General features: G+C 69.3%; 22 protein-coding genes. 7 read left to right on the plus strand and 15 right to left on the minus strand.

Annotation, left to right across the window (positions count from 1 at the left end; genetic code table 11):
• Positions 1 to 44: 44 nt before the first annotated feature.
• The 8 genes from ABH920_RS10420 to ABH920_RS10455 form a co-directional block, all read right to left on the minus strand.
• On the minus strand, positions 45 to 857 hold the full coding sequence (locus ABH920_RS10420; RefSeq protein ID WP_370348697.1) for an ABC transporter permease: 813 nt from the start codon (positions 855 to 857) through the stop codon (positions 45 to 47).
• An 11-nt stretch (positions 858 to 868) separates the two neighbouring features.
• Entirely contained in the window at positions 869 to 1,702 is an 834-nt protein-coding gene (locus ABH920_RS10425) for an ABC transporter permease (protein WP_370348698.1), read from the minus strand.
• Positions 1,703 to 1,704: 2 nt separating this feature from the next.
• Positions 1,705 to 2,727 carry an ABC transporter ATP-binding protein gene (locus ABH920_RS10430; protein WP_370348699.1) on the minus strand — a complete coding sequence of 341 codons (1,023 nt, stop codon included), beginning with the start codon at positions 2,725 to 2,727 and terminating at the stop codon, positions 1,705 to 1,707.
• Between the two features lie 103 nt (positions 2,728 to 2,830).
• Complete coding sequence (locus tag ABH920_RS10435; RefSeq protein WP_370348700.1) at positions 2,831 to 3,517, minus strand: DUF1707 domain-containing protein; 687 nt, start codon at positions 3,515 to 3,517, stop codon at positions 2,831 to 2,833.
• A 27-nt stretch (positions 3,518 to 3,544) separates the two neighbouring features.
• Positions 3,545 to 4,327, minus strand: a complete 783-nt coding sequence (locus tag ABH920_RS10440; RefSeq protein WP_370348701.1) for a 3-oxoacyl-ACP reductase — start codon at positions 4,325 to 4,327, stop codon at positions 3,545 to 3,547.
• A gap of 86 nt (positions 4,328 to 4,413) precedes the next feature.
• Positions 4,414 to 5,772: an aldehyde dehydrogenase gene (locus ABH920_RS10445; RefSeq protein ID WP_370348702.1), complete on the minus strand. Its 1,359-nt coding sequence runs from the start codon at positions 5,770 to 5,772 to the stop codon at positions 4,414 to 4,416.
• A 3-nt stretch (positions 5,773 to 5,775) separates the two neighbouring features.
• Entirely contained in the window at positions 5,776 to 6,516 is a 741-nt protein-coding gene (locus ABH920_RS10450) for a gamma-glutamyl-gamma-aminobutyrate hydrolase family protein (protein ID WP_370348703.1), read from the minus strand.
• Positions 6,517 to 6,523: 7 nt separating this feature from the next.
• Positions 6,524 to 7,891: a glutamine synthetase family protein gene (locus ABH920_RS10455; RefSeq protein ID WP_370348704.1), complete on the minus strand. Its 1,368-nt coding sequence runs from the start codon at positions 7,889 to 7,891 to the stop codon at positions 6,524 to 6,526.
• A 335-nt stretch (positions 7,892 to 8,226) separates the two neighbouring features.
• Between ABH920_RS10455 and ABH920_RS10460 the strand changes: the two genes are divergently transcribed.
• The 4 genes from ABH920_RS10460 (at position 8,227) to ABH920_RS10475 (ending at position 11,803) form a co-directional block, all read left to right on the plus strand.
• Positions 8,227 to 9,063, plus strand: a complete 837-nt coding sequence (locus ABH920_RS10460; RefSeq protein ID WP_370349025.1) for a phosphatase PAP2 family protein — start codon at positions 8,227 to 8,229, stop codon at positions 9,061 to 9,063.
• Positions 9,063 to 9,290 carry a heavy-metal-associated domain-containing protein gene (locus tag ABH920_RS10465; RefSeq protein WP_370348705.1) on the plus strand — a complete coding sequence of 76 codons (228 nt, stop codon included), beginning with the start codon at positions 9,063 to 9,065 and terminating at the stop codon, positions 9,288 to 9,290. Before ABH920_RS10460 ends, ABH920_RS10465 begins: the two co-directional genes overlap by 1 nt.
• A gap of 983 nt (positions 9,291 to 10,273) precedes the next feature.
• Positions 10,274 to 11,008, plus strand: coding sequence for an alanyl-tRNA editing protein (locus ABH920_RS10470; RefSeq protein WP_370348706.1), 735 nt, complete (start codon positions 10,274 to 10,276; stop codon positions 11,006 to 11,008).
• Between the two features lie 48 nt (positions 11,009 to 11,056).
• Positions 11,057 to 11,803 carry a DUF427 domain-containing protein gene (locus ABH920_RS10475; RefSeq protein WP_370349026.1) on the plus strand — a complete coding sequence of 249 codons (747 nt, stop codon included), beginning with the start codon at positions 11,057 to 11,059 and terminating at the stop codon, positions 11,801 to 11,803.
• A gap of 33 nt (positions 11,804 to 11,836) precedes the next feature.
• On the opposite strand, the gene ABH920_RS10480 is transcribed toward ABH920_RS10475, so the two are convergent.
• The 3 genes from ABH920_RS10480 to dxs form a co-directional block, all read right to left on the minus strand.
• Positions 11,837 to 12,970, minus strand: a complete 1,134-nt coding sequence (locus ABH920_RS10480) for a winged helix DNA-binding domain-containing protein (RefSeq protein ID WP_370348707.1) — start codon at positions 12,968 to 12,970, stop codon at positions 11,837 to 11,839.
• Between the two features lie 18 nt (positions 12,971 to 12,988).
• Entirely contained in the window at positions 12,989 to 14,674 is a 1,686-nt protein-coding gene (locus ABH920_RS10485; protein ID WP_370348708.1) for an ArnT family glycosyltransferase, read from the minus strand.
• Positions 14,675 to 14,763: 89 nt separating this feature from the next.
• Positions 14,764 to 16,749: a 1-deoxy-D-xylulose-5-phosphate synthase gene (gene dxs, locus ABH920_RS10490; protein WP_370348709.1), complete on the minus strand. Its 1,986-nt coding sequence runs from the start codon at positions 16,747 to 16,749 to the stop codon at positions 14,764 to 14,766.
• 240 nt (positions 16,750 to 16,989) lie between these two features.
• Between dxs and ABH920_RS10495 the strand changes: the two genes are divergently transcribed.
• Complete coding sequence (locus ABH920_RS10495; protein ID WP_370348710.1) at positions 16,990 to 18,150, plus strand: Fic family protein; 1,161 nt, start codon at positions 16,990 to 16,992, stop codon at positions 18,148 to 18,150.
• 50 nt (positions 18,151 to 18,200) lie between these two features.
• Here the strand turns inward: ABH920_RS10495 and ABH920_RS10500 are convergent, their stop codons facing one another.
• Together ABH920_RS10500 and ABH920_RS10505 are read right to left on the minus strand one after the other, a co-directional pair.
• On the minus strand, positions 18,201 to 19,556 hold the full coding sequence (locus ABH920_RS10500; RefSeq protein WP_370348711.1) for a DUF1501 domain-containing protein: 1,356 nt from the start codon (positions 19,554 to 19,556) through the stop codon (positions 18,201 to 18,203).
• 43 nt (positions 19,557 to 19,599) lie between these two features.
• A complete protein-coding gene (locus ABH920_RS10505) occupies positions 19,600 to 20,886 on the minus strand; it encodes a DUF1800 family protein (RefSeq protein WP_370348712.1) in 1,287 nt (428 codons plus the stop codon).
• 47 nt (positions 20,887 to 20,933) lie between these two features.
• Here ABH920_RS10505 and ABH920_RS10510 point away from each other — a divergent pair, with 47 nt between their 5' ends.
• Positions 20,934 to 21,419, plus strand: a complete 486-nt coding sequence (locus ABH920_RS10510; RefSeq protein WP_370348713.1) for a hypothetical protein — start codon at positions 20,934 to 20,936, stop codon at positions 21,417 to 21,419.
• Positions 21,420 to 21,461: 42 nt separating this feature from the next.
• On the opposite strand, the gene ABH920_RS10515 is transcribed toward ABH920_RS10510, so the two are convergent.
• Complete coding sequence (locus ABH920_RS10515; RefSeq protein WP_370348714.1) at positions 21,462 to 21,821, minus strand: nuclear transport factor 2 family protein; 360 nt, start codon at positions 21,819 to 21,821, stop codon at positions 21,462 to 21,464.
• Positions 21,822 to 21,883: 62 nt separating this feature from the next.
• Positions 21,884 to 24,544 (minus strand): aconitate hydratase AcnA, encoded by a 2,661-nt coding sequence (gene acnA, locus ABH920_RS10520; protein ID WP_370349027.1) that lies wholly within the window; start codon positions 24,542 to 24,544, stop codon positions 21,884 to 21,886.
• A 219-nt stretch (positions 24,545 to 24,763) separates the two neighbouring features.
• Here acnA and ABH920_RS10525 point away from each other — a divergent pair, with 219 nt between their 5' ends.
• Positions 24,764 to 25,531 carry a hypothetical protein gene (locus ABH920_RS10525; protein ID WP_370348715.1) on the plus strand — a complete coding sequence of 256 codons (768 nt, stop codon included), beginning with the start codon at positions 24,764 to 24,766 and terminating at the stop codon, positions 25,529 to 25,531.
• Positions 25,532 to 25,584 lie beyond the last annotated feature (53 nt).

A 25,584-nucleotide genomic window follows, 5' to 3' on the forward strand; every position in this document is an offset into this window, starting at 1 on the left:
CGACGAGCACGGTACGTAACGAAACGAACCGCCGAAGGACGCGGCTACGTCAGCAGCAGCTTCTCCAGCCGCCGCGCCGCGACGGCTGCCCCGACCAGCCCCATCACCGCCAGGTACAGCACGTCCCACAGCAGCCCGACGTGCACCCGCCCCAGCGTCAGGGCCCGCAGCAGATCGATCCCGTGGTACAGCGGCAACGCCTCGATCAGGATCCGGACCTGGTGGTTGTACACCGACAGCGGGTAGAACGCGCCGGAGAACAGGAACATCGGCATCAGCGCCAGCGTCACCAGGTCGAAGTCCTGCCAGGACCGCATGAACGAGGTACACGCCATCCCGACCGCGGCGAAGGCGAAACCGACCAGCACCGTCACCGGCAGCGCCAGCAGCGCCCACCAGCTGTGGACCAGCCCCATCGCCAGCATGACGATCAGGAACGCCGCCGAGTACATCAGCCCCCGGAGCTGGGCCCAGATGATGTCGCCGAGGGCGATGTCGCCGACGCGCAGCGGCGTGGCCAGCATCGCGTCGTAGATCTTGGCGTACTTGATCTTGAAGAAGACGTTGAAGGTGGCGTCGAACACCGCGCCGTTCATCGCCGAGACCGCCAGCAGGCCGGGGGCGACGTAGTGCGCGTACGGCACGCCGTCGATCGCGCCGGTGAGCTTGCCCAGGCCGACGCCGATCGACAGCAAATAGAACAAGGGTTCGAAGAAGCCCGAGACCATGGTCAGCCACAGCCGGCGGTAGACCATCAGGTTGCGCTCGACCAGCACCCCGGCCTTGCCGCCGCCCATCGGGCCGAAGGCGCGGCGGCCCAGCAGCAGCCGGGTCAGCGGCAAATCAGCAGTCGTCATCTCCGCCACTCCTACGGGTTCAGCCGACGGCGGAAGGTGCGGGCCCCGTACCAGAGCCCGGCGCCGATCACGGCGAGCAGATAGACCAGGTGCAGCAGTACCGAACCCGCGGTGGCGGTGCCGAGCGCCAGGCCGCGGCACAGGTCCACGCCGTGCCACAACGGTGTGGCGTAGGCCAGGGGACGGATCGCCACCGGCAGCCGCGTCACCGGGAAGAACGTCCCGGAGAACAGGAACAGCGGGATCATCACGAAACGGAAGACCACCGAGAACCCGGTATCGCGGTCCTGGGTCACCGCCCAGGCGGTCACCGGGGTGGCGAAGGCCAGCCCGGTCAGCACGGCCGCCGGCACCGCCAGCACCGGCCCGAGCCCGGCCGGCCCGGCCGCGTGCACCGCCCCGAACAGCGCCATCACGGCCAGGAAGATCGCGCAGTTCATCAGGATCCGGAAACCGACGAACAGCAGTCGGCCGAGGAACACGTCGAAGGAGCTCAGCGGCGAGGCGATCGAGGCGTGGAAGGTCTTCTGCCACTTCATCGACGACATCACCGGGTACGTCGACTCCCCGATCGCGGTCTGCATCGCGGTGTTCGCCAGCAGCGCCGGGGCCAGGAAGAGCAGGTACTTCACCGGCCGGCCGTCCACCGTGCCGAAGCTGTGCGCGCCGGGGCCGGCGTCCACGATCTTGCCCAGCGACATGCCCAGGGCCACCAGACTGAGCAGCGGCGCCAGCACGCTGGAGATGATCGAGCCGCGCCAGGTGCGGGCATAGTTGGTGAGCAGCCCGCGGAGCTCGCGGACCGCCATCGTCGGCGTCGCGGGAACAGGGGTGACAGCACTCATCCTCAGTCCACCAACGTCCGGCCGGTCAGGTGCAGGAACACGTCCTCCAGCGACGAACGCCGCACCAGCGAGGCCACCGGCACGGTCCCGGAACCGTGGACGGCGGCGAGCGCGGCCTCACCGTCGTCGCTGTACAGCAGGATCCGGTCCGGCAGTTCCTCTATCCGCTCGACGGCCCCGCGTTCCCCGGTCCCCACCAGCGCGGCCAGCGAAGCCGTGGCGGCCTTGCGGTCCGCACCGTCCGGCGCGAAGCGGATCTCCAGCACCTCACGCGTCGAGTAGCGCTCGATGAGCTCGCGCGGCGAGCCCTCGGCCGCGATCCGGCCGTGGTCCATCACTACCAAGCGGTCGCAGAGCTGCTCGGCCTCGTCCATGTAGTGCGTGGTGAGGATGAGCGTGGTGCCGGCCTGCTTGAGCCGGAACAGCCGGTCCCACACCACGTGCCGGGCCTGCGGATCCAGGCCGGTGGTGGGCTCGTCGAGGATCAAGATCTCCGGGGAGTTGATCAGCGACCGGGCGATGGTCAGACGCCGCTTCATGCCGCCGGACAACGGCTCGACCGGGGACTCGGCACGGTCCGAGAGCTGCACGAAGTCCAGCAGCTCGGCGGTCCGGGCGGCGATCTCGGCGCGCCGGAGCCCGAAGTAGCGGCCGTAGATCAGCAGGTTCTCGCGGACCCGCAGCTCCATGTCCAGCGAGTCCTCCTGCGGGACCACGCCGAGCCGGGCCTTGATCCGCGAAGAGTCGACCCGCGGGTCCATGCCCAGGATGGTCAGCTCGCCGCCGGTCATCGGCGAGACGCAGCCGATCATCCGCATGGTCGAGGACTTGCCGGCGCCGTTGGGGCCCAGGAAGCCGAAGACCTCGCCCCGCCGCAGTTCGAAGTCGATGCCGTCCACCGCGGTGAAGGGCTTCCCACCGCGCTTGGTCGGCGGGAAGACTTTGCGCAGGCCCACCGCCTTGATCAGCGGGGCCTCGGCGGACGGGAGCAGGGCAGGAGTGGGCGAGGTGGAGATGTCGACCATGCCCGCAACCTAGCGGGATTCACCGGCCGGAGGTAAACGCTTTATGGCGTGGGAGCCGCACGTGTCGGCCCCCATCGCCGTCTTCTCAGCCTTCGAACTGTGCCTAGCCGTCGATCTCGCCACGGTCGCCGTGGTGGTGGCCGTGCCGGTTCCCGGTCAGCTCGTCCTTCTTCGGCTGCCGGGGCGCCTTGCGCTTGACGTCCACGCCGCCCATCAGCGCGAAGCCCCGGACGTGCACGGTCGGCGCGTCGGGGTCGACCGGGCCGACGGGGGTGCCGGAGTAGCCGCCCATGAAGCCGAAGCCGTGCACCTGGACGTTCAGGCCCTCGGGCACGGTGATCTCGATGCCGCCCATGATGCAGGAGGCGTTGATCGTGACCTCCATGTCCTCGTACTCGGCCTCGCGCAGGTCGAGCTCGATGCCGCCCATCATCGCGAAGGCGATGTAGCTCTTGGGCACCACCCACGCGCCCTTGTTGTCCGAGCCGCCCATCAGCACGAACGTCTTGCGGCGCCGGGGCTTGCCGCCGACGCGCCACCGGCCGCGGGGCCGGGCGGCCGGGGCCGCCGACGGCCCCGCGCCGGTGCTCGCCGGCAGGTCCCGGGTGATCGGCTCCAGCTCGGCGTAGGTCTTCGCCGTGTAGACCGCGGTGATGCGGTCCTCCAGCTCGTCCAGGGCGATACGGCCCTCGCCGGCCGCCTCCCGCAGGCGTTCGGCGACCTGTTCGCGCTCGTTGTCGGAAACGCGCAGCTGCCGCGGGTCGATCGGCTCGGGGACGTTGCTCGTCATAAGGGAGACCTTACAAGAACCGCGCCGTCACAGGGCGGTGACGTAGGCGCCGCTGATCCCGCCGTCGACGAGGAAGTTCGACGCGGTCACGAACGAGGAGTCGTCGCTGGCCAGGAAGGCCACCGCGGCGGCGATCTCCTCCGGTTCGGCGAAGCTGCCGCGCGGGACGTGCACCAGGCGCCGGGCGGCCCGCTCGGGGTCCTTGGCGAACAGCTCCTTGAGCAGCGGGGTGTTCACCGGCCCCGGGGACAGCGCGTTGACGCGGATGCCCTGCTTGGCGAACTGCACACCGAGCTCGCGGGACATCGCCAGCACGCCGCCCTTGGAGGCGGTGTAGGAGATCTGCGAGGTGGCCGAGCCCAGGGTGGCGACGAAGGACGCGGTGTTGATGATCGAGCCGCCGCGGCCGGTCGCCTCGAACTGCCGCTGCATGTGCGGGATGACCGCCTTGCAGCACAGGTACACCGAGGTCAGGTTGACCTTCTGCACCCGGTCCCAGGCCTCGATGTCGGTGGCCAGGATCGAGTCGTCGTCCGGCGGGGAGATGCCGGCGTTGTTGAAGGCGATGTCGACCGAGCCGTAGGTGTCCACGGCGGCCTGGAACAGCGCCCCGACCCGCTCGGCGTCGGTGACGTCGGTCCGCACGAACAGCCCGCCGACCTCCTCGGCCGCCGCCTTGCCGGCCGCCTCGTCGAGGTCGGCGAGCACCACGTGCGCGCCCTCGGCGGCGAACCGCCGCGCGGTGGCCATCCCGATCCCGCCGGTACCGCCGGTGATGACGGCCACCCGGCCGGCCAGACGCTCGGTCATTTCTCTCCTGTTCTCACTGCATTGTTCCCGAAGGCGATTCGAAGTCTGATTCGCATCCTGATCCGGAGCACGAATCAGACCTCGACTCACATGGCGATGAAAATGTTCTTGGTCTCGGTGAACGCGGCCAGCGCGTCCGGCCCGAGTTCCCGGCCGAGGCCGGACTGCTTGTATCCGCCGAACGGCGTGGAGTACCGGACCGAGGAGTTCGAGTTCACCGACAGGTTCCCGGACTGCACGGCCCGCGAGACGCGCAGTGCGCGGGACAGGTCGCGGGTCCAGACCGAGCCGGACAGGCCGTACTCGCCGGCGTTGGCGGCGGCCACCACCTCGTCCTCGGTGGCGAACGGGGTCACGGTCACGACCGGCCCGAACACCTCCTCGCACTGGATCGCCGCGTCCGGGGCGATGCCGGTGACGACGGTCGGCGGGAACCAGAAGCCGTCGCCGTCGGGAACCTCGCCGCGGTAAGCGATATTCGCTGCGTCGACGCCATCCACGAACCCTGCGACGCGCGCCTTCTGCGCCGCCGAGATGAGCGGGCCCATCTCGGTCTTGTCGTCCAGCAGGTCGCCGATCACCACGCCCCGGCAGGCGTTCAGGAAGTGCTCCATGAACTCCTCGTAGGCCGAGGCCTCGACGTAGATCCGGGACCGCGCGCAGCAGTCCTGACCGGCATTGTCGAAGACGCCGTAGGGCGCGGCAGCAGCAGCCTTTTCGACATCCGCGTCGGCGAAGACGATGTTCGGGCTCTTGCCGCCGAGCTCCAGCGTCACCCGCTTCACGCGGGCCGCGCACTGCGCCATGATCGAGCGGCCCACGGCCGAGGAGCCGGTGAACACGATCTTGCGGACGTCCGGGTGCTCCACGAGCCGCGCGCCGGCCTCGGGCCCGAAGCCCGGGACGACCTGCAGCACGCCTTCCGGCAGCCCGGCCTCCAGCGCGAGCTCGGCCAGCCGCAGCGCGGTCAGCGGCGTGGTCTCGGCGGGCTTGAGCACCACGGTGTTGCCGGCCGCGAGCGCCGGGGCGAAGCCCCACGCGGCGATCGGCATCGGGAAGTTCCACGGCACGATCACGCCGACCACGCCGAGCGGTTCGGCGATGGTCAGGTCCAGACCGCCGGCGACCGGGATCTGTCGGCCGAACAGGCGCTCCGGCGCCGCCGAGTAGTAGGTCAGGACGTCGCGGACGTTCCCGGCCTCCCAGCGGGCGTTGGAGATGGTGTGGCCGGCGTTCTCCACTTCGAGACGCGCCAGCTCCTCGGCCTGGGAGTCGACGAGCTCGGCGAAGCGGCGCAGCAGCCGGGCCCGGTCGGCCGGGGCGACGTCGCGCCAGGCCGGGAAAGCCTTGTGCGCGCGGGCCACCGCCTCGTCCACGCCCGCGGCGGACGTCATCTCGATGGAGCGGAAAACGGCGCCGGTGGCCGGGTTGATCAGGTCGTACACGCGCTATCGTCCTTTGGCGTATCTGGTCGCGGCGTCGGTCAGGGAGCGGAAAAGCTCCGGCTTGCTGTCTTCCTCGGGGTGCCACTGCACCCCCACCACGTAGTCCTTCTCCGGCATCCAGGCGGCCTCGATCAGGCCGTCGGGGGCGTTGCCCGAGGATTGCAGGCCGTCCCCCAACTTGTCGATCCCCTGATGGTGGTGGCACCAGGCGATGATCTGGGTGCCCAACGAGCGTCCGGGCGGCGCGGCCGGGTCCAGGTCGATGCGGACCGCCGCGTACTGGCCGAGCTGCTGGCGGTGCGCGTCGCCGAAGACCGACTCGTCGGGCAGGTGCTGGCGCAGCGTGCCGCCGCGGGCCGCGTTCAGGAGCTGGAACCCGCGGCAGATCGCGAGCACCGGGACGTTCTCGGCCATGGCGGCGGCCAGCAGCGCGAACTCCCAGGCGTCGCGCTCCTTGCGGGGGCTGTCGGTGTCGAGGTGGCGGACGGCGCCGTATCCCACCGGGTCGATGTCCGGGCCGCCGGTGAGGATCAGGCCGTGCAGGACGCCGACCACCTCCTCGGCCTCGGCCTGGAGATCCTCGGAGTCGCGTTCCAGGTGCTGCGGCAGCAGCAGCGGGACACCCCCCGCCCGCGTCACCGACTCGACGTAGGCGTGCGGGAGCAGCGAGGCGGGCACGTTCTTCCACGCGCCCCACGATGCGGTCTCCTGGTACATGCTCAGCCCGATGAGAGGCGCCGCCATCGCGGCCTCACATCCTTTCGAAAGAACGGAATCGCTCCCAGTCGGTCACGGTCGACTGGAAGGCCGCGAGTTCCACGCGGCCCATGGTGATGTAGTGCTCGACGACGTCGTTGCCGAAGGCCTCCCGAGCCGGCTCGCTCCAGGAGAAGTAGTCGACGGCCTCGTTGAGCGCGTCCGGCACCCGCGGGATGTCGGCTTCGTAGGCGTTCCCGGTGAATTCCGGCGGCAGCTTGAGGCCGCGCTCGATCCCGGCCAGCCCTGCGGCGATCATCGCGGCGACCGCCAGGTACGGGTTGACGTCCCCGCCGGGCACGCGGTTCTCCACGCGCAGCGACTCGCCCTGGCCCACGACGCGCATCGAGCAGGTGCGGTTGTCACGGCCCCAGGCGATGCCCGTGGGGGCGAAGGAGCCGTGCGCGAACCGCTTGTAGGAGTTGATGTTCGGCGCGTACATCAGAGTGAAGTCCCGGAGGAAGGCCAGCTGTCCGGCGAGGAAGTGTTCCATCATCTCCGAAAAACCGTTCGGCCGCTCGGGATCGGCCATCACCGGGACCCCGCCGGGGCCGCGCAGGCTCAGGTGGATGTGGCAGGAGTTGCCCTCGCGGTGGTCGTACTTCGCCATGAACGTGAGGGACTTGCCCTCCTGCAGCGCGATGGTCTTCGCGCCGTTCTTGTAGATCACATGGTTGTCGCAGGTGGTCAGCGCGTCCCGGTAGCGGAAGCCGATCTCCTGCTGACCGAGGTTGCACTCGCCCTTGGCGGACTCCACGTACATGCCGGCGCCGAACATGCCGGTGCGGATCCGCTTGAGCAGCGGCTCGACGAGGGCGCCACCGAGCATCGAGTAGTCGCCGTTGTAGTGGACCGCGGGATGCATGTCGCGGTAGCCCTTGCGCCAGGCGTCCTGGTAGGAGTCGTCGAAGACGATGAACTCCAGCTCGGTGCCGACGTAGGCGGTCCAGCCGTGCTCGGCCAGCCGGGCCAGCTGCTTCTTCAGGATCTGGCGCGGGCTCTGCACGACGGGCTCGTCATGGTGGTCGACGACGTCGGCCAGGACCAGCGCGGTGCCCGGCTCCCAGGGGACGTTGCGCAGCGTGCTCAGGTCCGGCTTGAGGACGAAGTCGCCGTAGCCGGCGTCCCAGCTGGCGTTGGCGTAGCCGTCGACCGGGGTCATGTCGACATCCACGGCCAGCAGGTAGTTGCACGCCTCGGTCTCGTGCGCGGCCACCTCGTCGAGGAAGAACTCCGCGGACAGCCGTTTTCCTTGCAGGCGGCCCTGCATGTCGGTCATGGCCAGCTGGACGGTGTCGACGCGGCCGACCGAGATGAGGTCGCGAAGCTGCTGGAGGGTGAGCATGCCGGTACGCGCGGGCATAGTGTGCCTACCTAGGGTCAACGCTTGGCGGGCACGGGGAATGGTGACCGCGGCCTAGTGACTTACAGGGGTTTGCGACGGTGCTGGCTCATACCCTGGTGTGCGGCGGGGGCTCCAGTCAAGATCCGTTGCGATTGTGCGGATACGGTCCGGATGTGGGCGTTCCGGGGGTGTGCGCACCGGTTCGGTGAGGGGCCGGGGACGGCCCGGACCTGACCGGAGGCCGCGTCCGCCTAACGGGTAGCGTGGCCGACGCTCGGCGTACCTCTGGAGTTAAGCTGAGCCGATCGCAGCTGATCACTACCGAACGCTCCCTGGAGTCCCGCGTGCACTGGATGATGCCCTACCAAATGGCCTTCTGGCTGTGCGGCATCCTGATGGTGCTGGCCGCGGCGATGTACTTCTCGCGCAAGCCGGTGCTCGTGAAGTACGTGCCGTTCCCCCGCGAGCTGGGAACCGTCCTGGGCCTGTTCGGCCTGTGGCAGGTGGCCGGCCAACTGTCGGTGATGAAGGTGGACGGCGCGATCACCCGCGGCACCTGGATCTGGAACACCGAGCGCGACCTGTACCTGCCCAGCGAGCACTGGATCCAGCACCTGTTCTTCCCGGCGCACCCGACCGTGGTGAAGTTCTTCAACCTCTACTACGCGTCGATGCACTTCACCTGCATGATCATCTTCCTCATCTGGCTCTTCGTCCGCCACCGCGACCGCTACCCCCAGGCGCGCACCACGATGGCCATGGCCACAGCATTCGCCCTGGTGATCCAACTGATCCCGGTGGCCCCGCCCCGCATGATCGCCGAAGCACACCTGACCGACACAGCCCTGTACTTCCACCAGTCGGTCTACGGCGCCATGGACGCCAACTCCCCGGACCAGCTCTCAGCGATGCCCTCGGTACACGTGATCTGGGCCGTCCTGGTCGGCTGGACAGTCTGGCGCGTCTCCCCCAGCAAGTGGCGCTGGATCGGCCCACTGCACACCATCCTGACGATCACGGTCGTCCTGGTCACGGCGAACCACTACTGGGCCGACGGCATCGTGGGCGTGGCCCTACTGCTCATTTCGGCTGGAATCCAAGCCGCCGCCCGGCGTGGCGCCGGATGGATCCGCACCACCCGCGTAGCCTCGGCGGAGGTAACCGAACCCGAACTCGCCAGGAGCCGTTGATGACCGCCGTCGCCGAAACCGGGGCCAACACCATCGCCTACGGCGTCCAGGGCATGAGCTGCGGCCACTGCAGCGCCGCCGTGACCGAGGCCCTGACCGCGCTCCCGGGCGTGAGCGCGGTGGAGATCGACCTCCCGGGCAAGCGCGCACTGGTGACTGCTTCGACGGCGCTGGAGATCGCCGCGGTGCGGGACGCCATCGAGGGCGCCGGGTACCAGCTGGTTTAGGCCGCGGCCGGCCCGCGTGGCCGGCCACGCGGTTCGTCGGGTCCGACCGGACCACGCGGGGTGTTGGTTCTGGGTCCCTCGCCGCGTCGACGGGCGAAGCCAACCTGGCCGGGCCGGTGGTGTCAGGCCGGGCGAGGCTGCACCACAGCAGCAGGGGTGCGGCTTGATACCGCCGGACCGGACCAATGCCGCGTAGTTAAGAGTTCTGGCCCGTTGTCAACTGCGCTGAATTTGACCAGGTGGGCTTCGGATACGGTGCCCTCGCCGCCGCCAGGCTGTGACAAGTCGAGCGTATTGAACGAGCGTTGAGGTCAAATTGTCCTAGTTGACAGGGCCGCAGATTCCTTAACTACGCGGCATTGCGGACCGGACTGGTTCCGTTTACGGCGACGACGCGGCGAGGGGCCCAGAACCCTGGTGACCAAAAGCAGCACCGCCGGCAGGCAGCGCGACGCACTCCGAGCGGATAGAAAGCCGAACAGTCGCGGGCCGCCGCCGGTAGGAGGTCGCGCGGGTCGCCCCCTCGCTGTAGAGCGCCCGCCGGAGGCCTCGAGGCGCCCACCAAACGCGGCAGGCAGCCGCCCACATGACGTGTGCGCAGTGACTCGGACCGGCGCGTGGTCGTGGACGCGAAAACCGCCAGCCGCCAAAGCGCCGCGCTCAAGCTCGACCGCCGCGCGCTCTTGCCCACGAAAACCGCCAGCCGCGAACGCACCACAGCAGTGACCTGAACTACTGCGCGGTCTTGCACGCGAAAACCGGCGGCCGCCAGCGCAACCTGCTGCGCTCAACCGAACTGCGCCACCCTGCGAGGTCACCAAACCTTAGGCGAAGCCGTAAAAATCGCCTGTAAATCAACAGACCAGCCGCACATACAAACCAACCCCACCCCCACCCCACCCAGACCACTCCCCCCGAATTGGCCCACCACACCCGCCCCGATCCTCCGCCCTCCGCCAAAGCCCCCGCACTACGCTTCCGCCATGACGGCGACTCCGCACCTCCACACCCACCGCCTCGAGCTCGACGACCAGACCCTCCGCGAGTGGGACGCGACCGTCCTGAAGTCCGACGGCGAGGGCCTCGTCCTGGACCGCTCCGCCTTCTACCCCGGCGGTGGCGGGCAGCCGCCGGACGAGGGCGTCCTCCTCTGGGGCGGCGTCCGCACCCGCATCGTCGGCGTCCGCAAGGAGGACGACCTCGTCCTCATCCCGCACGACGAGGACCCGCTCCCCCCGGCCGGCACCGCCGTGCGCGGTGCGCTCGACGACGAGCGGCGCACGTGGCTCATGCGCACGCACTCCGGGCTGCACCTGCTCTCGGGTGTCGTCTTCCGGGACTTCGGTGCGCTGGTCACCGGCGGCAATATGGAGCCCGGGACTGCCCGGATGGACTTCAACCTCCCCGAGGTGCCCGCCGACTTCAAGTCCACCGTCGAGGCCGCGTGCAACGTCGAGGTCGCCGAGGACCGCCGCATCGAAGTGCAGGTGCTCCCCCGCGATGAGGCGTTCGCCATCCCCGACATCATCCGCACCGCCACCAACCTCGTGCCGCCGGAGCTGGAGGAAGTGCGGATCGTCGACATCGTCGGGCTCGACACTCAGGCGGATGGCGGAACCCATGTCGAATCGACGAGATGGATCGGCAAGATCGAGGTGTTGAAGGTGGAGAACAAAGGCAAGGGCTTCCGGCGCTTGCGAATTGCCATCCGTGACTGAGTGCGATCAACGTTACTGAGTGTGACTGATCCGAGAGGCGGCAGGATCATGGCGGACAACGCCCGCGGGCGCGTGAAAGTGGAGACCGGTGCCAAGCGCGTCCGGCTCTACCTGGACAACAAGCTGGTGGCGGACACGCTGCACCCGCTGTACGTCTGGGAGAAGCCCTTCTACCCGACCTACTACGTCCCGGCGAAGGACGTCCTCGCCGAGCTCAAGCCCACCGGTGAGTCCGAGCACTCGCCGAGCCGCGGCGATGCGCAGGTGCAGGACGTCCACGTCGCCGGCCTGACCGCCGCCGGCAAGGCCCGCACGGTCCCGGAGTCCCCGCTGGAGGAGCTGCGCGACGCGGTCCGGTTCGACTTCGACGCCTTCGACTGGTTCGAGGAAGACGAGCCGATCTACACCCACCCGCGCGACCCGTACAGCCGCATCGACGTCCTGACCAGCAACCGCCACTTCCGCGCCGAGCTCGACGGCGTGGTCCTGGCCGACTCCCCGAGCAGCATGATCCTTTTCGAGACCGGTCTCCCGCCGCGCTACTACGTCCCGATCACCGCGCTGAACCAGGACGTCCTGCGCCCCTCGGACACCGTGACGCACTGCCCGTACAAGGGCGCCGCGACGTACTGGTCGGTCCAGGTCGGCGACCAGGTCCACGCCGACCTCATCTGGGGCTACCGCACGCCGTTCCCGGAGGTCCAGAAGATCACCGGCCTGGCCGCGGTCTACAACGAGAAGGTCGACATCTACCTGGACGACGTCCTCCAGGAGCGCCCGAAGCCGCGGTACTGAACGCGACCCGGCGTTAGTCCTAGTCGCTAGCCCCTACTCCGCGACCTCGACCGCATACGAGGCGGAGCCCGGCGCCTGCAACCGCAGCACCCGCTCCGCCTCACCGGTCAGCGCCTTGATGTCACCCTTGGCCAGCTTGTGGAACGGCTCCAAAGTCAGCGTCGCAAGCTTCTTCTTCGCCTCCACCGACCAGATCCCGGCGACGTACCCGCCGATCAGGAACGACGGCAGAATCTGCAGGTTCTTCCCGTTGTAGACCCGGTCCCAGTACTCCCGCGAGATGATCCGCTGCCGGTGCTTCGCATTGTGCGCGAGCAGAATGCTGTCGAACCGCGGCAACAACCTCGGCGGCGTCTTCACCTCGGCATCGGTGATCTCCCCGTCCGGGACGTCGTACAACGTGCGACCCGCTTCATCCGCATACGTGACCAAGTCCGTGAAGCCGTCGAGAATCGCCCGCGCGCGAGTCACCTTCAACCCAAGCCACACAGCCACATCATCAGCAGCAGCCGGCCCGAACGCGGCCAGATGCCGACGCACCAACGCGGCGATCGCGGCATCCGGATCGGCGGCCCGCTCAGGCGAGTACATATACGTCTTCGGCCCCGTAGCCGGGGCCCAGTTCCCGTCGGCCGGGAAGCGGATCAGAGCATTGCTCCGATAGATCGGACGCCAGTTCCGCGACGCGTGATACTCGAGATTCGCCGCCGACATCCGCCCCGGATTCTTCGCGACCCACTCCGCGGCGAACTCCGCGAACTCGGCGGCGCTGCGCGGCTTGTCCGCGGCGAACTTCAGCACCTCCGTCCGCAAAGCACGCATCCCGGGGTCCGCCCCCTCATTGCGCGCCGCCAGAATGTCGGCGTCGGTCGCCTCCGACACCGCCGCGTACAGCGGGTGCTCGGCGCGGCTGACGGCGTGCACCGTACCCCGAATGGAGGAACCGACGACCAGCTCGCACCGCTCAAACGCGTCGTACACCGACTCCAGCGTCGCCCCGTCGTTCCGCGTGAACAGCGAGATCGCGACGGCCGGCCAGTACTGCGCCTGGATCGCGCCGATCGCCTCAACCGTCTCGGCCAAGGAGCCACTGCGCGGCGCCAGCAGGTGCTGGCGGGCCAGCAGCGTGCGGTTCAGCGTGTCCTGAGTGAGTGTCGTCGGCGCCATACCGCCGATTATCCGGCGTCAGCCGTCCGTAGGCGGGTTGATGAAGTCCCACTGGTTCTTGTCCCACACGTCCTGCATCCCGTTGTCGACTATCGTCTGGGCCCACACCCGCAGCCCTTCGGGGTTCTTCAGCCGGTAGATGAAGGTGTGGTCGACGCCCTTGCTGAAGGCGTAGTAGTTGGTGACCAGGTCGTTGATGACGCCGATGTACTTCGGCTGGTACGGCTTGCCCCAGGAGTCGTCCACGAACAGGTCCGGCTCCTGCCCCTTCTTCTGCAGGTTCAGGATGTCCTGCGCCATGCCCACGATGGGGCTGGTCGGCGTGTAGACGATCGGCCCCACCTTGTCCTGGTCGCCGCCGCCGGCGAACCCGGACAGGAAGCCGGCGGTGATGAAGCGGCTGGCCGGGATCTGGCCGGACATGAAGTAGATCGAGGGGTCCATGCCCCAGACGATGATCGGCACCGACTTCCCGGGCCCGGCCGCCTTCTGCACCTCCTGGGCGACTTCCCAGTTGTGCTCCATGTCGGTGCGCGGCCAGGTGAACGCCAGCGTGAGGAACAGCGTCGCCGTGGTCGCCGTGACCCCGAGCATGGTCCAGCGCAGCCGCGAGCCGTTCCGGTGCAGCGCGCCGGTGGCCAGGATCACGATCGGCGGGAGCATCTGCAGGAAGTAGTGCCCGAAGAAGTGGAAGCCGCTGGAGACGCCGACCGCCGAGCCGGCCAGCCACAGCCACAGGTCGGCGTCGGCCTTGAAGATGCCGTTGCGGACCGTCATGTACATGATCGCCAGGAAGGCGGCGGCCGACGCCCCGGCGAAGATGCCGAGGTTGCCCCACAGCCGCGCCATGATCGTGGAGAACGAGCCCAGCGAGGTCAGATACCCGCTGTTGCCGGTGAACACCCAGAAGAAGAAGTCACCGAAGCCGACCCACAGCGCGACGCCCACGATCGGCAGCGCGAAGGCCGGGATGATCGTGACCAGACCCCGCCAGCGCCGGTCCTTCCAGGCCCGCCAGGCCACCGGCAGCATGGTGACGCCCGCGGTCTGCTTGGTGAGCGTCGCGAGCGCCGCGGCCACGCCGGAGCCGGCCAGCAACGGGATCGAGCGTTTCGGATGCCGGCGGGCGCTGTCCGCGAGCAGGAACGCCGCGCACGTCCAGGGCAGCATGAAGACCTCGAACGAGGCCGCCTGCGAGTCCTCGGGCGCCAGGCCCGCCGAGCCCAGCAGGTACAGCAGTCCGGCCCAGACGCCGTGCCGGCCGAAGCGGCGCTTGGCGATCTGGGTGATCAGGATCGCGGTGACGACGTGCACGCAGATCGCCAGCGCCCGGATCACGACCAGCGTGGACAGGCCGTGGTCGCCGAAGAGCTTGAACACCCACGCGTAGACGTAGGGCAGCAGCGGCGGCTTGCGGTCGACGATGATCTGGTAGAACTGGCCGTTCTCAGTGTTCAGAGCCCTCGCCTGCGTGGCCAGGAACCCCTCGTCAGGGTTCCAGAAGGTGCGGCTGAACGCCGGGAGGTGGGTGATGGTGGCGACTGCGAAGAACAGAAGGACCACTCGGGTCCACGACGCCTGCGGCGTGTTCCACAGGCGTTGGAAGCGCGGGGAGTACCAGGCCCGCCGCAGCCATGAGGGCCCCGGCCGGGGCGGCTCCTGCAAGCCCGGCCCGGATCGTGTGGGAGCGTCGGTAGCGACCATCGCCTTGCTATGCCTCGCCGCCCATGGAACAGAGGTTACCTCCCCCTTGACCGTGCCCGGGGAGGTAACCCCCTAAGGTCAGCAGACTGCTACCGTGTCGTGACTTTCGGTGCCGAACCGTTGGACGAACCGCTGGACGAGCCGTTGGCCGAACCGTTGGCCGCCGTGGCCCGGTCCGCCGCGACCGCGCTGCCCAGACCCGCGACCAGACCGACGACCTCGTGCGCGACGCGCTGGCCGGTCAGGCCGATCTGCTCCAGCACCTCGCCGCGGTTGGCGTGGTCCAGGAACTCCGCCGGCACGCCGAAGTCGCGCAGCGGGGTGTGCACGCCGGCGTCGCGCAGCGCCTGGGCCACCACGCAGCCGACGCCGCCGACCCGGACGTTGTCCTCGACGGTGACCACCAGGCGGTGCTCGGCGGCCAGCATCAGGACCGCCGGGTCGACCGGCTTGACCCAGCGCGGGTCCACCACGGTGGCGCCGATGCCCTGGTCGGCCAGCCGCTCGGCGACGTCCAGGCAGACCTGCGCCATCGCCCCGACGCTGACGATCAGCACGTCCGGGGCCAGCCCGCTGCCCGCGGTGGTGCGCAGCACGTCCATCGATCCGGCCTTGGCCACCGCCGGGATGTCCTCGCAGACCGTGCCCTTGGAGAACCGGATCATGGTCGGCGCGTCGGCGACGTCCAGCGCCTCGCGCAGCTGGGCCCGCAGCTGCGAGCCGTCGCGCGGGGCGGCGATCCGCAGCCGGGGCACCACCTGGAAGATCGACATGTCCCACATGCCGTTGTGGCTGGCGCCGTCGTTGCCGGTGACCCCGGCCCGGTCGGCGACGAAGGTGACGCCCGCGTTGTGTAGCGCGGCGTCCATCAGGACCTGGTCGAAGGCGCGGTTGAGGAAGGTCGCGTAGATCGCCACCACCGGGTGCAGGCCGGCGAAGGCCATGCCGCAGGCGGAGGTGACCGCGTGCTGCTCGGCGATGCCGACGTCGAAGATCCGGTCCGGGTGCCGCTCGGCGAACTTGGCCAGGCCCACCGGGTGCAGCATGGCCGCGGTGATGCCGACCACGTCGTCGCGCTCGGCCCCGACCTTCACCATCTCGTCGGCGAACACCGAGGTCCAGGAGGCGCCGGCGGGGACCAGCGGCTGCCCGGTCTCCGGGTCGCTGTCCACGGCGACCTGGTGCAGCTGGTCGTTGACGTTGTTGCGGGCGGCCGGGTAGCCCTCGCCCTTGCGGGTGATCGCGTGCACGATCACCGGGCCGCGGTAGTGCCGGGCCCGGCGCAGCGCGGCCTCCATGCCGGCGATGTCGTGCCCGTCGACCGGGCCGACGTACTTCAGGCCCAGGTCCTCGAACATCCCCTGCGGGGCGACGATGTCCTTCAGGCCCTTCTTGACGCCGTGCAGCGCCTCGTACAGCGGGGTGCCGATGACCGGGGTGCGGCCGAGCATGCCGCGGCCCCACTCCAGGAAGCGCTCGTAGCCCTGGGTGGTGCGCAGGGTCGCCAGGTGGTCGGCCAGGCCGCCGATGGTCGGGGAGTAGGAGCGCTCGTTGTCGTTGACCACGATGATCACCGGGCGGTCCTTGGCCGCGGCGATGTTGTTCAGCGCCTCCCAGGCCATGCCGCCGGTCAGCGCGCCGTCCCCGATCACCGCCACGACCTGGCGGTCGGTGACGCCGCGCACCTCGTGCGCCTTGGCGATGCCGTCGGCGTAGGCCAGCGCGGTGGAGGCGTGGGAGTTCTCGATCACGTCGTGCTCGGACTCCGCGCGCGCCGGATAGCCGGACAGGCCGCCGGCGTGCCGCAGCGCGGAGAAGTCCTGGCGGCCGGTGAGGAGTTTGTGCACGTAGGCCTGGTGGCCCACGTCCCACAGGATGGTGTCCTTGGGCGAGTCGAAGACCCGGTGCAGCGCGATGGTGAGCTCCACCACCCCCAGGTTCGGGCCGATGTGCCCGCTCGTCTTCGCCACAGTCGGGATCAGGTAAGCACGGATCTCCGCAGCGAGCTCGACGAGCTGCTCAGAGCTGAGCTTGTCCAGATCGCGCGGACCCTGGATCGCCTCCAGCAGTGCCACCCGATCCTCCTTCTGTTGAACTTGAAACAACACTCCTGGCTTCCAGTTATACGGCAGAGAGTCTAAGCCTGGTCCGAGCGCCGCCCTGGCGCTTCCCACCTCCTTCTACATGATCTTCACATGGCCCGCGCAGCGTGTTCGCAACGTGGTGGCACCGCTTCGGAGGATGGGGCGAACAGGGTTCACGCCGCTTGCCTGAATGCTTGAATCATTTCAGCATTCATGGGATACACTGGCGGCATGCTTCACGCGACTCCGACACTGACCGACGACGACCTACGGGTTCTCGACGAGCTCACCGCCATGCGCGAGGAGTTGAAGCACCAGGTCGCTTCTCCACGCAAATGGACCGGCCTCCTCCGGCGGAGCCTCACAGCCGCCGCCATCGCCGGCTCCAATTCCATCGAAGGCATCCGTGTCAATCTGATGGACGCCGAAGCCGCGGTCGCCGGCGAGGAACCGACCGAGACCGATGCGGATACCTGGGCCGACATTCTCGGTTACCGCGACGCACTCACGTATGTACAGCAACTCGCCAATGCCGGGGAGTTCTCGTGGCACCCGATGTTCATCAACGCGCTGCACCACATCATGCTCAAGCACCACCTGGAGAAATGGCCCGGCCGTTTCCGGCCCGGCGACATCAGCGTCACCGAGCAGGCGACCAACACGGTGGTCTACACCGGCCCCGACGCCGACGACGTGCCCGTGCTCATGACCGAACTCAGCGATTGGCTCAACGAGGGCGACCTGGAGGCCCCGTCCTACGTTCGCGCTGCGATGGCGCACCTCAACCTGGCATCCATCCACCCATGGCGCGACGGCAACGGCCGTATGTCCCGGACCATCCACACGCTCGTCATGGCGCGCTGCGGCGAACTCGCCCCCGAGTTCTCATCCATCGAGGAATGGCTGGGCATCGGACGCAACACCTACGACTACTACGACGCGCTCGTCCACGTACAGCAGGGCCGTTTCGCCCCGAGCAAGGGCGACGACACCCTGGCCTGGGTACGGTTCAACCTCCGCGCGCACCACCTTCAAGCGCAGCTCATCCGGTCGCGTGCAAACGTGGCGGCACGGCTGTGGATGGGCCTCCTGACCGTCGCCGAGTCCGAACAGCTTCCGGAACGCACCGTCACGGCCTTGTACGAGGCAGTCCGAGGCGGTGCCGTACGGCGCACCATGTACCAACGCGACGAAGACCTGTCCAACGACCAAGCCGCGCGGGACCTGCGCACCCTGACCGATCGCGGGTTACTGGCCGCCAAGGGCGAGACCAAAGGCCGCCGCTACGAAGCCACCGCCAAACTCGACGCCCTGACCCGGAATATCGTCATGGCACGGGGAGTGGCGAATCGGCTGCGCGAGCCGTACGACTTCCGCGTCATTCCCGGCTAAGCAATGGAAAGCGATTCTCGGCCGCAGCAGGCTCGGTCGAGAATCGCCTTTCATTGCAGGAAGGCGAGTCGGGGCTGGTCCTGGCCGAGGATCTGCGCCGGGTCCGCGCCGAGGACCTTGTCCAGCAGGGTCGCGTAGACGCTGCGGAAGTCGGTGCTGAACTTCAGGTCGCCGTTGTCCAGGTCGGTCAGCGAGGGCTGCTCGCCGTGGAAGCCGCCGTTCACCGGCTCGCCGATGACCAGGACGGGACCGGCGGTGCCGTGGTCGGTGCCCTGGTTGGCGTTGGCGTGCACGCGGCGGCCGAACTCGGTGTACAGCACGGTGACCACGTCCTTGCCGTGGGGTCCGCCGGCGATCGAGTTCTGGAAGTCCGTGACCGCTTTGTCGACCTCGCCCCAGAGCGTCGACTGCGTGCCCTTCTCGGCACTGTGCGTGTCGAAGCCGCCGAGGCTGACGCTGTAGACGCGGGTCGGCACCGAGGCGTTGATGCACTCGGCGACGATGTCGAGTTGTTGAGCGAGGGCTGAGGTTTTGGCGGCCTTGGCCGCGCCGGCCGCGCCAGCTCCGGCGGCCGCACCCGCGCCGGCCGCCGCGGCCTTGCCGGTCTTGCCGGCCTTGGCGGTCCCGGCGCTCTTCGCCGAGGCCAGCGCCGGGCTGAAGGTCTTGGCGACGGTGAACAGGTCGGAGACGTCGCGCGCGGCGTAGGCGGCCAGCGTGGAGTCCTGTGCCGAGGGCTGTCCCAGGCCCATGAAGCCGGTGTCCAGCGGTCCGGCCTTGGGCAGCCGGAACTGGCCGATCGGCAGCGAGCTGCCGGCGGTCTTGGTGCCGCCGAGCAGCGGCGGGAGCGTGCCGCCGACGGAGATCGCGCGCAGCGCCCTGATCTGGTCGTCGGGCTGGGCGTCCAGCCAGCGGCCGAGCCAGCCCGAGCCGGTGGGCTCGCCGGGCGTGGCGGTCTGCCAGATGTCCATGGAGACGAAGTGGCTGTGGTTGGGCTGCGGGTAGCCGACGCCGCGCACCACGGCGCAGAGCTTGCGCTGCCACATCTCGTGCAGGCCGGTCATGGCCGGGTTGAAGCCCAGGCCGTCGCCGAGGTCCAGGACCTGGCCGGCGCTGTAGGCCAGGTCGGGGCGCGAGCTGTTGTAGGCCGGGTCGGCGTACGGGATCACGGTGTTGAGGCCGTCGTTGCCGCCGTAGAGCGTCACCAGCACCAGCACGCCGGAGCCCGGGGCCAACGGCGCGTGCTGGGCGGCCGCGCCGAGCTGCGCGCCGGAGGTCGTCGGGCCGCCGGGCCTCAGCGCCGGGGCGCCGACCGGGTGGCCGTGCGACGACGAGCAGGCCGCCGCGAACGCGCCGGTGGACATGACGCCGGACAACTCCAGGAAGCGGCGGCGGGTCACGGTGTCCATGTTCGAGTCCTTAGGTTCCGGTCGTCAGTACGGATTCCGGTCGTCAGTTCACGAGGTACTCGGGCGCCAGCAGCGCCAGGGTCACCAACTGCTCGGGGTCGGCCACGACCTCGGTGAGGGCGGCGACGCTGCGGTCGGTGAAGGCGTCGATCCCGAGCAGGTGCGCGACGGCGTCGATGCGCTGCGAGGGGCTGCTGTTCTCGACCTGCGACAGGTCGCCCTTGGCGACGGCCCACTGCGCGAAGACGAAGCGGGTCTGCGCGGCGGCGGTGGTGAGCCAGGCCGTGCCCTCGGGCCAGCCGCCGACGTTCGGCGGGTAGAAGGGCAGTTGGCCCAGGCCGTTGAGCGCGGTGCGCAGGGCCTGGTTGTCCTTCGAGTCCGGGCCGGCGTCGATCTTGATTCGCAGGGCTCTGAGAACACCGACGACATACTCAGTGGGCTGCTTCACCAGGGCGTAGCGCGCCTGCGGACCGCGGAAGACCGGGTCCAGGAACAGGGCCCTGAGAAGCGCGGTGACGTCGCGGTTCGGGCCGTAGGCAGCGAGCAGGCGGCCGGAGACGTCCGGCGGGATCGGGCCCGGCATGCCGAAGCGGTCCCAGAAGCGGCCGGCGACGAACTTCGGCGAGGCCGGCTGCTGCAGGATCCAGTCGACGAACGAGGTGTCGTCGAAGTCGGCGGTCTTGCCGAGGATGGTCTTGGGGGTGTCGTCGTGCAGCTTGGGCACAAGCGTGGCCTTGCCGGAGGCGTCCAGGCGCCAGCCGGTGAGGGCGCGGGCGCCGGCGCGGACGTCGTCCTCGGTGTAGTTGCCGACGCCGAGCGTGAAGAGCTCCATCAGCTCGCGCGCCAGGTTCTCGTTCGGGGCCTTCAGCGTGTTGCCGGCGCTGTCCAGCCACAGCATCATCGCCGGGTCCCGGACCATCGCGTGCGCCAGCACGGCGAAGTCGCCGCCCCCGAGGGTCCGCATGGTCTGGTTCTGCTGGATCATGAAGCCGGGGCTGGCGACCTTCTGGACGGAGGTCGCGAAGTGCCCGTGGAAGAAGAAGGTGCGCTTCTCCACCAGCGGCTGCGTGACCGCGGCCATCCGCGCCAGCCACCAGCCGACCATCTGGTAGTCATCCTGCGCGCTGCCCTTCTTGGGCACCTTCATCGCCGGGTAGCCGGGCGCCGGCGTCGCGGCGGCGCCGGGATCGACACCGGCCGGCGCCAGGAGCGCGGCCACGGTCGCCTCGTACCCGGCCTTCGCGGCGGCGTCGATCTCCGCCCCGCTCGCGCCGAACCCGGCACGCCGCAGCAGATGCGCGACGGCGGATCTGTTCTGGTCGATGCTCACACCGTCAGAATCGGGGAACGGGGTTAAGCCGCGGGTAAGAAGACGGCATGTCCCCGGATGACACCCCTGACGACGACGATGACGACAATAACGGCGACGAGCCGGACACGGTTGAAGAGCTGGAGAAGCCTGAAGAGCCGGAGGAACCCGAGGAGCCTTTCGTCCCGCTGGGCTCCGAGGAACTACCAACCCTCCCAGCCAACGAACCCATCGACGCGCACGCCGCCATAGCCCGCTCGCTGTACTCCGCCCCCGGCCTCCCACGCGTCCTGCGCAAGGAAGCCCGAGCCTTCTTCGACGGCGCCATGTACGCCTACACCGAAGGCGACCTCCCCGGCGCCCGCCTGTCCTTCCTCGCGGTGGCCGCCATCGGCGACCCCGACACCGCCCCGGCCGCGATGGTCTTCCTCGGCGTCATCGCCTACCGCCGCCGCGACGCGCCGGAGGCGCGCATGTGGTTCACCCGGGCGGCCTCCGGCCCCGACCAGCACTGGGCTTTGGTCGCTACCGGGGAGCTGCGGCGGCTGGGCTGAGCGCCGGAATCCGTTGCGGCCGCCCGAATCCGTCGCCGCCGCTCAGTCCAGCTCGGCCGTGCCCTCGCGATACACCTTCGCCGTCACGATCAGCCCGTCGCGCAGAGTGAAGAACGCCGCGATCGCGTAGGACCGCTCCGCGCCGTCCCACAGCAGGGTCTCGGTCAGCTGACACGCCGCCCGGTCCCGGTCGACCAGCAGGCTCTCCACCGCCAGCGTCGGGTGCAGGCCGGCTATCGCCTCGCGGAAGAACGGCTCCAGCTCGGCGCGGCCTCGGACCGTCGTGCGGCCGGTGATCCAGACCGTGTCGTCGGCGAGGCCGGCCATCAGGGCCGGGAGGTCGCCTTTGCTGAACGCTCGGACGTGCTCGTACACCGCCGCGGCAACGCGATCATCGACCATGCCGGGAGCATAAAGCAGCCCCCGGCCCGACCGGGCCGAGGGCTGCTTCAGGGCGCTTCCGCTTACTTCTTCAGCAGGTTCCGCAGCACGTACTGCATGATGCCGCCGTTGCGGTAGTAGTCGGCCTCGCCGGGGGTGTCGATGCGGACCACCGCGTCGAACTCAATGTTCTGTCCCCCGGACGTGCCGGCCTTCACCTTCACCGTGCGGGGGGTGCTGCCGTTGTTCAGCTCCTCCAGGCCGGTGATCTCGAAGGTCTCCTCGCCGGTCAGGCCGAGGGACTCCGCGTTCTGGCCCGCCGGGTACTGCAGCGGGACGACGCCCATGCCGATCAGGTTGGAGCGGTGGATGCGCTCGTAGCTCTCGGCGACGACCGCCTTCACGCCGAGCAGGGCCGTGCCCTTCGCGGCCCAGTCGCGGGAGGAGCCCGAGCCGTACTCCTTGCCCGCGAGGACGACCAGCGGGATGCCGGCGGCCTGGTAGGCCTGGGAGGCGTCGTAGATGGTGGTCTGCTCGCCGGACAGGAGGTTCTTCGTGAAGCCGCCCTCGACGCCGTCGAGGAGCTGGTTGCGCAGGCGGATGTTCGCGAAGGTGCCGCGGATCATCACCTCGTGGTTGCCGCGGCGGCTGCCGTAGCTGTTGAAGTCGCGGGGGCCCACGCCGTGCTCGGCCAGGTACTTGCCGGCCGGGCTGTCGGCCTTGATGGAGCCGGCCGGGCTGATGTGGTCGGTGGTCACCGAGTCGCCGAGCTTGGCCAGGACGCGGGCGGCGTGGATGTCGGCGACCGGCGACGGCTCGGCGGACATGCCCTCGAAGTACGGGGGCTTGCGGACGTAGGTGGAGTCCGTGTCCCACTCGAAGACGTTGCCGGTCGGGGTGGGCAGCGAGCGCCAGCGCTCGTCGCCGTGGAAGACGTCCGCGTAGTCCTTGGCGAACATCTCGGCGGTGATGGCCTGCTCGATGACCGACTGGATCTCCTGGGTGGAGGGCCAGATGTCCTTCAGGAACACCGGCTTGTCGTCGCCGTCGTAGCCCAGCGGCTCGTTCTCGAAGTCGAAGTCCATGGTGCCGGCGATGGCGTAGGCCACGACCAGCGGCGGGGACGCGAGGTAGTTCATCTTCACGTCCGGGTTGATGCGGCCCTCGAAGTTGCGGTTGCCGGACAGCACCGACACCACCGCCAGGTCCGCCTCGTTGACCGCCTTGCTGACCGGCTCCGGCAGCGGGCCGGAGTTGCCGATGCAGGTGACGCAGCCGTAGCCGACCAGGTTGAAGCCGAGCTTGTCCAGGTACGGTGTCAGGCCCGCGCGCTCGTAGTAGTCGGAGACGACCTTCGAGCCGGGCGCCAGGGTGGTCTTGACCCACGGCTTGGCGTGCAGGCCCTTCTCCACCGCGTTCTTGGCCAGCAGCGCGGCGCCGATCATCACCTGCGGGTTCGAGGTGTTGGTGCAGGAGGTGATCGAGGCGATCACGACCGCGCCGTTGTCGATGACGACCTGGGTGCCGTCCTCCATCGTGACCGGGGTCGGCTTGGTGCCCTGCGCGGCGTAGGTCGGCAGCACCTCGGCGAACTTGTCCTTCGCCTCGGCCAGCACCACGCGGTCCTGCGGGCGCTTCGGGCCGGCGATCGAGGGGACCACGCTGGCCAGGTCCAGCTCCAGGTACTCGGAGTAGGACGGCTCGCGGGAGGCGTCGTGCCACAGGCCCTGGGCCTTGGCGTACGCCTCGACCAGCGCCAGCTGCTCCGCGGAGCGGCCGGTGAGCTTCAGGTAGCTGATGGTCTCGTCGTCGATCGGGAAGATCGCGCAGGTCGAGCCGAACTCCGGCGACATGTTGCCGATGGTGGCGCGGTTGGCCAGCGGGACCGCGGCCACGCCGGCGCCGTAGAACTCCACGAACTTGCCGACGACGCCGTGCTTGCGCAGCATCTCGGTGATGGTGAGCACCAGGTCGGTGGCGGTGGCGCCGGCGGGCAGCTCGCCGTGCAGCTTGAAGCCGACCACGCGCGGGATCAGCATGCTGACCGGCTGGCCGAGCATCGCGGCCTCGGCCTCGATGCCGCCCACGCCCCAGCCCAGCACGCCCAGGCCGTTGACCATGGTGGTGTGCGAGTCGGTGCCGACCAGGGTGTCGGGGTAGGCCTGGCCGTTGCGGTCGAAGACCACGCGCGCCAGGTGCTCGATGTTCACCTGGTGCACGATGCCGGTGCCGGGCGGGACCACCTTGAACTCGTCGAAGGCGGTCTGCCCCCAGCGCAGGAACTGGTAGCGCTCGCGGTTGCGGCCGTACTCGATCTCGACGTTGCGCTCGAAGGCATCCGGGCGGCCGAAGACGTCGGCGATCACCGAGTGGTCGATCACCAGCTCGGCCGGGGCCAGCGGGTTGATCTTCGCCGGGTCGCCGCCGAGCTCGGCCACGGCCTCGCGCATGGTGGCCAGGTCGACCACGCAGGGGACGCCGGTGAAGTCCTGCATGATCACGCGCGCCGGCGTGAACTGGATCTCGGTGTCCGGCTGGGCGTTCGGGTCCCACTGCCCCAGGGCCTGGATCTGGGAAGCGGTGACGTTGGCGCCGTCCTCGGTGCGCAGGAGGTTCTCCAGCAGCACCTTCAGGCTGAAGGGGAGGCGCTCGGAGCCCTCGACGGCCCCGATGCGGAAGATCTCGTACGACTGCGCGCCCACCGAGAGGGTGTCGCGGGCGCCGAAGCTGTTCTTGGAGGTCATTGCCATGGCCCAGCTCTCGCTTGCGGAAAGTATCTCGACATCAAGACACTCTAGTGGGTGCCGCCGCACGGTACCAACCCGGGGTGCGCCACACGGGTGCGGACCTGCGCGGACGCCCGTCGCCCGCGGCCCGGCGGGCGCTGTGAGCACGCTCACCCGGGTGGCCGCTGGCCCGGCGGCGCGGGCCTTGTGACAATCGTCCCAATGGATACTGTGCCCATGAACCCAGAGACCAGCACCCCGACCGCGGCCTCGAAGGTCCTTCGCACCACGTTCCCGGACGCCATCCCGGCGACCGGCTTCGTACGCGCCACACGCGAGCTGCTCGCGCCCCACGGATTCCATGCCGCCAACACCCTCCCGCTGATCGCGACCTGCCGCGACGAGCTCGCGGTGACCATCACCGCGCGCCTGTACGACACCTGGGGCGCCGGCTTCAACATGGCCGGCCTGGCCGGGATGATCGTGCTCGGCCGCACCGGGATCCTGGCCGCCTCGGGCCACGCCCCGGTGGAGGACGGCGTCCGACGCTTCGTCCTGGTCGCGCTCCCGCACATAGGGATCGACGCGCACGGCGTGATCGGCAACGTCGAGCGCCCCGGCGTCCCCGGCGTCTCGCACACCTGCGGCGCCCTGATGGCCCTGCACGACGAGCTGCGCGGCGACAACGCCCCGACCGGCGACTACCCCTTCCTGGACCTGGCCGACCCGGAGCAGAGCATGCTCCGCGACCGCATCCCGCCGTTCCTGCCGGACGGTCCGGTCCCGGACCTGGCCGGACTCACCCGGATCGCCCGGGACGTCATCACCGCGGACACGCACAAGGTGATCGGCGTGCTGCGCGAGGGCAACTCCCTGCCGGCGCACGTGGCGGTGTTCACCGGGATCCACATCAACGGCCCCGGCGGGACCGAGTACGTGGCGCCCGGGGCCTGCTACCTGGACCTGGGGACGGACCAGCCCGAGATCGAGCTGGTCATCGACTGATCGACTGATCGACTGATCGGAGTATCCGCCGAACCCGCCGACCCGATGGCGCC

Source organism: Catenulispora sp. EB89, from assembly GCF_041261445.1.
GTDB lineage: Bacteria > Actinomycetota > Actinomycetes > Streptomycetales > Catenulisporaceae > Catenulispora.

Bases quoted from the DNA above. Each gene is read 5' to 3' on its own strand.
- ABH920_RS10420 (WP_370348697.1), bottom strand. From the start codon at position 857: ATGACGACTGCTGATTTGCCGCTGACCCGGCTGCTGCTGGGCCGCCGC.
- ABH920_RS10425 (WP_370348698.1), bottom strand. From the start codon at position 1,702: ATGAGTGCTGTCACCCCTGTTCCCGCGACGCCGACGATGGCGGTCCGC.
- ABH920_RS10430 (WP_370348699.1), bottom strand. From the start codon at position 2,727: ATGGTCGACATCTCCACCTCGCCCACTCCTGCCCTGCTCCCGTCCGCC.
- ABH920_RS10435 (WP_370348700.1), bottom strand. From the start codon at position 3,517: ATGACGAGCAACGTCCCCGAGCCGATCGACCCGCGGCAGCTGCGCGTT.
- ABH920_RS10440 (WP_370348701.1), bottom strand. From the start codon at position 4,327: ATGACCGAGCGTCTGGCCGGCCGGGTGGCCGTCATCACCGGCGGTACC.
- ABH920_RS10450 (WP_370348703.1), bottom strand. From the start codon at position 6,516: ATGGCGGCGCCTCTCATCGGGCTGAGCATGTACCAGGAGACCGCATCG.
- ABH920_RS10455 (WP_370348704.1), bottom strand. From the start codon at position 7,891: ATGCCCGCGCGTACCGGCATGCTCACCCTCCAGCAGCTTCGCGACCTC.
- ABH920_RS10460 (WP_370349025.1), top strand. From the start codon at position 8,227: ATGATGCCCTACCAAATGGCCTTCTGGCTGTGCGGCATCCTGATGGTG.
- ABH920_RS10465 (WP_370348705.1), top strand. From the start codon at position 9,063: ATGACCGCCGTCGCCGAAACCGGGGCCAACACCATCGCCTACGGCGTC.
- ABH920_RS10470 (WP_370348706.1), top strand. From the start codon at position 10,274: ATGACGGCGACTCCGCACCTCCACACCCACCGCCTCGAGCTCGACGAC.
- ABH920_RS10475 (WP_370349026.1), top strand. From the start codon at position 11,057: ATGGCGGACAACGCCCGCGGGCGCGTGAAAGTGGAGACCGGTGCCAAG.
- ABH920_RS10480 (WP_370348707.1), bottom strand. From the start codon at position 12,970: ATGGCGCCGACGACACTCACTCAGGACACGCTGAACCGCACGCTGCTG.
- ABH920_RS10485 (WP_370348708.1), bottom strand. From the start codon at position 14,674: ATGGTCGCTACCGACGCTCCCACACGATCCGGGCCGGGCTTGCAGGAG.
- ABH920_RS10495 (WP_370348710.1), top strand. From the start codon at position 16,990: ATGCTTCACGCGACTCCGACACTGACCGACGACGACCTACGGGTTCTC.
- ABH920_RS10500 (WP_370348711.1), bottom strand. From the start codon at position 19,556: ATGGACACCGTGACCCGCCGCCGCTTCCTGGAGTTGTCCGGCGTCATG.
- ABH920_RS10510 (WP_370348713.1), top strand. From the start codon at position 20,934: ATGTCCCCGGATGACACCCCTGACGACGACGATGACGACAATAACGGC.
- ABH920_RS10515 (WP_370348714.1), bottom strand. From the start codon at position 21,821: ATGGTCGATGATCGCGTTGCCGCGGCGGTGTACGAGCACGTCCGAGCG.
- acnA (WP_370349027.1), bottom strand. From the start codon at position 24,544: ATGACCTCCAAGAACAGCTTCGGCGCCCGCGACACCCTCTCGGTGGGC.
- ABH920_RS10525 (WP_370348715.1), top strand. From the start codon at position 24,764: ATGAACCCAGAGACCAGCACCCCGACCGCGGCCTCGAAGGTCCTTCGC.